This is a genomic window from Hydrocoleum sp. CS-953 (genome assembly GCF_002260545.1).
Classification (GTDB): domain Bacteria; phylum Cyanobacteriota; class Cyanobacteriia; order Cyanobacteriales; family Microcoleaceae; genus Trichodesmium.
In genome coordinates this window covers 1-5,842 of record NZ_LGSU01000988.1, presented here as the reverse complement: position 1 = coordinate 5,842, position 5,842 = coordinate 1, and the positions used below count along the sequence as shown (strand labels likewise).

4 protein-coding genes and 5 pseudogenes are annotated in these 5,842 nt (G+C 36.5%); 8 read left to right on the top strand and 1 reads right to left on the bottom strand.

The genetic code is table 11. The features are described 5' to 3' along the window. Nucleotides 1-98: 98 nt before the first annotated feature. The 8 genes and pseudogenes from AFK68_RS14020 to AFK68_RS13980 form a co-directional block, all read left to right on the top strand. A pseudogene (locus AFK68_RS14020) lies at nt 99-578 on the top strand (RNA-guided endonuclease InsQ/TnpB family protein); the annotation flags it as partial. Between the two features lie 496 nt (nt 579-1,074). After that, a complete protein-coding gene (locus tag AFK68_RS14010) occupies nt 1,075-1,848 on the top strand; it encodes an SDR family oxidoreductase (RefSeq protein WP_371357383.1) in 774 nt (257 codons plus the stop codon). 134 nt (nt 1,849-1,982) lie between these two features. Continuing rightward, a pseudogene (locus tag AFK68_RS45160) lies at nt 1,983-2,403 on the top strand (SDR family NAD(P)-dependent oxidoreductase); the annotation flags it as partial. Nucleotide 2,404: 1 nt separating this feature from the next. After that, nucleotides 2,405-2,965 (top strand): SDR family oxidoreductase (locus tag AFK68_RS14000; RefSeq protein ID WP_143437866.1); only part of this gene is annotated, 561 nt, incomplete at its 5' end. Nucleotides 2,966-3,105: 140 nt separating this feature from the next. Continuing rightward, nucleotides 3,106-3,508, top strand: a pseudogene (locus AFK68_RS45155) (SDR family NAD(P)-dependent oxidoreductase); the annotation flags it as partial. A gap of 1 nt (nt 3,509) precedes the next feature. Beyond that, nucleotides 3,510-3,992, top strand: a 483-nt coding sequence (locus tag AFK68_RS13990; protein ID WP_143437865.1) for an SDR family oxidoreductase, incomplete at its 5' end; no start/stop codon positions are given. A gap of 113 nt (nt 3,993-4,105) precedes the next feature. Further along, nucleotides 4,106-4,915 (top strand): annotated as a pseudogene (locus AFK68_RS45150) (sulfotransferase domain-containing protein); the annotation flags it as partial. Nucleotide 4,916: 1 nt separating this feature from the next. Further along, on the top strand, nt 4,917-5,162 hold a 246-nt coding region (locus AFK68_RS13980; RefSeq protein ID WP_210407398.1), incomplete at its 5' end, for a hypothetical protein. Between the two features lie 347 nt (nt 5,163-5,509). Here the strand turns inward: AFK68_RS13980 and AFK68_RS13975 are convergent. Beyond that, nucleotides 5,510-5,842: pseudogene (locus tag AFK68_RS13975) on the bottom strand (insulinase family protein); the annotation flags it as partial.

The following is a 5,842-nucleotide window of genomic DNA, read 5'->3' as shown; positions in this document are numbered from 1 at the left end:
TGTTTTAAGGCTCGTTCAATATTTAGCATTCTTCTGGCCAATTTCTGCTTGAACCATTTTACCTTATTTCCCAACAACTCTAATATATTAACCGGAACAAAATTCTTGGCTCTGTTAATTGGAGGGCAGCACAACTGAAGATAGCTAGGCTACATAGGCGAGTAGCTAATATTCGTAAAGACGCACTTCATAAATTGACAACATACTTAGCCAAAAACCACGGCAATGTTGTCATAGAAGATTTGAATGTTCGCGGTATGTTAGCCAATCATAAGCTGGCGAAATCAATTGCAGACCAAGGATTTTATGAGTTTAGGAGACAGCTAGAATATAAGTGCCAATGGTACGGTTCTGAGCTAGTGGTAGTAGATAGATTCTTTCCGTCGTCAAAGACTTGCTCAAACTGTGGTCATGTTCAGGATATGCCATTAAATGTAAGGACTTATGATTGCCCAGAATGTGGGTTGTCAATAGACAGAGATTTAAACGCAAGTATTAATTTAAGAAATGCGGTCGGCTTGACCGTTAATGCCTGTGGACGGAGTGCTGCCGACAGTTCCGGTGGAAGCAGGAAGTAAACATTAAAATGTCATATTATGACGTTTTATATCGGTTTTATGAAGCAGTATATTTAGTAGTAGTTAATTTTGATTATCTAGACAAGAATATATTAGGTATNGAAGTAAACATTAAAATGTCATATTATGACGTTTTATATCGGTTTTATGAAGCAGTATATTTAGTAGTAGTTAATTTTGATTATCTAGACAAGAATATATTAGGTATTTTAGACTCTATTTTCTGTGTAATGCTTTCTCATTAAGAGACCGGAGTCAGACAATCTTAAATTGATAATTTTTTTGAAATTTTTATCTAATAAAACTACTATAGCAATCAGGAATGAGATGTGATAAAAAACTGTAGGGGTTTGGTCTCCAAACCAGATCTTAGCTTGGGGAAAGGAGACCAAACCCCTACAATCAAATATTACAAATTCTCACAAATCACAATTGATTGCTATATAAATACTAAGATTAGTTTGAACATCATCATGTTTTGAAAGGAATAAAAGTCATGAATATGATTAAAGAATTTGAGGGAAAAATTGCTCTAATTACAGGAGGAAGTTCTGGAATTGGTAGAGCTACTGCTATAGCTTTTGCCAAAAAAGGAGCCAAAGTAGTAATTGGCAGTCGTAGGGAAAGAGAAAGTCAAGAAACAATAGAAATGATTAAAGAAATAGGTGGGGAAGCTATCTTTGTCAAAACAAATATTACTCAAGCTACTGAAGTTGAAAACTTAGTTAATCAAACAATTTCTACTTATAATCGCTTAGATTATGCTTTTAATAATGCAGGTACAGAAGGCATATTAGGAAACAGTATTGAACAAACTGAAGAAAATTGGAATCAAATTATTGATACTAATCTTAAAGGAGTTTGGTTATCAATGAAATATCAGATTCCACAAATGTTAAAAAATGGTGGGGGTGCAATAGTAAATAATGCTTCTATATTTGGATTAGTTGGTGTTCCTAATGGTTCAATTTACTGTGCTAGTAAACATGGTGTAATAGGGTTAACAAAAGCTGTTGCTTTGGAACAAGCAACAGCAGGTATTAGAATTAATAGTGTTTGTCCTGGTGTAATTCAAACTGATATGAATGACCGTATTTTTGGCAAAGATGATGATAGTGAAGGTAAGGTACAAATGGCAGCAGCACATCCTATTGGTCGTTTAGGTAAACCAGAAGAAGTAGCTAATGCTGTTATTTGGTTATGCTCCGATGCAGCTAGTTTTATTACAGGTCATTCCCTCACAATAGATGGTGGTTATACTGTGAAATAGTTCGAGTTATATTTCCTGGGTAGGTCTATAATTTGCACAAATCTGTAATAACCTCATTTAATTTATGATTTCCACTATAAATTAATCTGAGGTTATCAAACTATGGTCAATTTGTAGTTAAAGTCTTAAGAAAAATGACACAACAGCATATCACTCTAATTACTGGCGCAAGTCGAGGAATAGGTTTTTCTACAGCAGAATACCTAGCCAAACAAGGACATCTGGTAATTGGTCTGGCACGTCATGTTCCAGAAAAACCATTTCCTGGTGAATTTGTTACAGTTGATTTAAGCGATCGCCATGCCACAACAGAAACTCTGGCTAATTTAACCAAGCAGTATGCTTTTGATGGAGTGGTAAATAATGTAGGAATAGCACACCCAGAGCTACTAGAAGAAATAACACTGGATAATTTCGATGCAGTTATTGACTTAAATTTGCGTGTTGCTATCCAAACTGTGCAAGCAGTGTTGCCATTAATGAAGGCAAAAAGGGGTGGTCGAATTGTTAATCTGTCCAGTATCGCTGCTTTACACGCGCGACACCTAGCTACTTNGAAACTCTGGCTAATTTAACCAAGCAGTATGCTTTTGATGGAGTGGTAAATAATGTAGGAATAGCACACCCAGAGCTACTAGAAGAAATAACACTGGATAATTTCGATGCAGTTATTGACTTAAATTTGCGTGTTGCTATCCAAACTGTGCAAGCAGTGGTGCCATTAATGAAGGCAAAAAAGTGGGGTCGTATTGTTAATCTTTCCAGTATCGCTGCTTTAGGCGCGCAAAACCGTGGTACTTATGCTGTCAGTAAGGCCGGAATGATTAGTTTAACTCGCACTTGGGCTTTGGAGTTGGTCAAGAGTGGGATAACTGTTAATGCTGTTGCTCCTGGACCTATTGATACAGAATTATTTAGATATTATTACCCATCAGGAAGTGAAGTGGAAAAGCGCTATTTAAGGGGGGTGCCAATAGGGCGCTTTGGTCAACCTTCGGAGGTAGCTGCAACTATTGGCTTTTTCTTTTCAGAAGAGGCAGGTTATATTACTGGGCAAACTCTTTTTGTGGATGGTGGTTGTAGCATTGATGTACATCCTTATTACAAAGGAAGATAACGAAGTCAGAAGTCACAAGTCAGAAGTCAGAAGTTATTTTTGTAACGGGGATGCGTGAGCAACTCTCCAAAAATATTGCGCCTTAAAAGGCGGGGTTTTAGACCCATGTTATTTTGATAAATTATTTTACTCTCAAGAAAATGAGACAACAACACATTACCCTAATTACTGGTGCAAGTCGAGGGATAGGTTTCTCTACAGCAGAATACTTGGCCAAACAAGGACACCTGGTAATTGGTCTAGCACGTCACGTTCCCGAAAAACCCTTTCCTGGTGAATTTGTTACGGTTGATTTGAGCGATCGCGACGCCACAACAGAAACTATGACTAATTTAACCAAGCAGTATGCTTTTGATGGAGTTGTCAATAATGTAGGAATAGTACACCCACAACCACTTGAAGAGGTGACACTGGATAACTTCGATGCAGTTATTGACTTAAATTTGCGTGTCGCGATACAAACTGTTCAAGCAGTTGTGCCATCAATGAAGGCGAAAAAGTGGGGGCGTATTGTTAATATTTCGAGTATAGCTGCTTTGGGAGNCTTGAAGAGGTGACACTGGATAACTTCGATGCAGTTATTGACTTAAATTTGCGTGTCGCGATACAAACTGTTCAAGCAGTTGTGCCATCAATGAAGGCGAAAAAGTGGGGGCGTATTGTTAATATTTCGAGTATAGCTGCTTTGGGAGCGCAAGACCGCACAAGTTACACTATAGCAAAAGCGGGAATGATTAGTTTTGCTCGCACTTGGGCTTTGGAGTTGGTATCGAGTGGTATAACTGTTAATACTGTTGCTCCAGGAGGAATAGAAACAGAAATGGCTAAACGTATTTGTCCACCTGGGAGTGAAGTTGAAAAGCGGTCTATAAGTGGAATACCAATGAAGCGTTTTGGTAAACCTTCGGAGGTAGCTGCAACTATTGGTTTTTTCTTTTCAGAAGAAGCAGGTTATATTACTGGGCAAACTCTTTTTGTAGATGGTGGTTGTAGCATTGATGTACATCCTTATTACAAAGGAAGATAAATGATTAATTTTAATATCATAAATTATCAAGTTAATTAACTGTGTTAAAAACTTCTAAAGTATAGCTTTAATAATAATTTTGACTAAGATCCATAACTCTAAAGGAAAAGACTATGCACATCCTCAAAGCTGGTTTAATTAAAATTGGCAACTTTTGGCTCCATACAATCTTACATAATCTTATTGATTATAGCGGTCTTAAATATGAAAGTTTTATTCAAAATCAATCCATATATGAACTTGCTAAAACTTGGGATGTTAATCAGCTAAAAGGGCAAATCAATATTAATTGTTTAGATATTACAAAAAATGCTGTATTTTATAGAATAAGTAATATATTTAGATATCCGGTTGATGATATAGATGATTATATTAATAGTTCTACTTTGGTCTGGAGTCATTCTCAGATGAGTAGCAATGCTTTAACTATTATCCAAAAATTTGACAAGATAATATATATTGTTCGTGACCCTAGAGACGTAGCCATTTCTTGGTCTAATTTTGTATTTACTCCTTATGTAAGAAGATATTTTCCTTTTTTTACTGTTGATGAAACTAACCCAGAAACTTATTTAAACAATAACCTGAAAACTATTGTTTCTGACTGGATGAATCATGTAGGAGGATATTTAAAACATCAGAAATATTTGCATATTCATTTTGTTTTTTATGAAAGATTACTACATGATTTTGAGCAGGAATTAGAAAAAATCTTAGAATATCTGGAAATTGATTTAGACGACAAAGCTAGAAGTGAGATTCAAGAAAAAGTATCATTTAATAGCATGAAAAAAGAGAGTCCTAATCATATCAGAAAAGGAAAATTAGGACAGTGGGTAGATATTCTCACCGATGTACAAAAAGAGGAGGTATTAGAAATGGCAACTCCTCTATTAAAACTGTTAAATTATCCAGTGAATAGTNTCATTTAATAGCATGAAAAAAGAGAGTCCTAATCATATCAGAAAAGGAAAATTAGGACAGTGGGTAGATATTCTCACCGATGTACAAAAAGAGGAGGTATTAGAAATGGCAACTCCTCTATTAAAACTGTTAAATTATCCAGTGAATAGTCAAATAGATACTCTCCCAGAATTACCAGAAAAATTGCCAGAAAATCTGAATTTACCTGATGGGAAAGTTGTATTACTTAAACCATCAAACCATTAAAATTTAAGTAAGCATTCAGCTATTAGCATTCCCCAGGAAATACTTACCGAAAAATAAGGGTTTAAAGCCTTCTATTTCAAGAGAAAAAGCGGTCGTTTAGCTAGCGGACAACTACGTTTTTTCCGTTCCGGAATGCTCCGCAAACATGTTGCGGAGCAAAACGGCTCTCGCCGACATGAATGCTCCGGATGACTTAGGATGGGATGGCGTTTCCCTGCGGGAAAGGTTTGCGCAGCATTCCGCAGGAAAAAGCAGAGCGCTAAACGCCATATCCAATCTCCCCGACTCGAAAAGTGCTAGGATATTTCGTTATATTCAATTCCGTTACGGTTTTAACCACCAGGTAATTATCCATTATCCATTAATGAAACAGACTTAGGTCGAAACACTACTACCCCATAAGCATCAACAGATAAATATTTCAATGCTGCTTGTTGAATATCTGATGAGTCAAACGCCTGAATATTCTGAGGATAATTGAGCGCAGGTGCTATGTCTCCCACTATTGACTGATAGTAACCATATAAATTTGCCCGATCACTTGGTGTTTCATTCGCAAAAATAAACCTATTCGCCACCAATGTCCGAATACGTTTAATTTCTGTTTCTGTCACCGACTCTTGTTGGATAGTATAAATGTGGTGAGCGATCGCTGCTTCGACTTCAGCTAAATTTTCTTC

Excerpts from the sequence above, each read along its gene's own strand:
- AFK68_RS14010 (WP_371357383.1), top strand. The coding sequence starts at position 1,075 with ATGAATATGATTAAAGAATTTGAGGGAAAAATTGCTCTAATTACAGGA.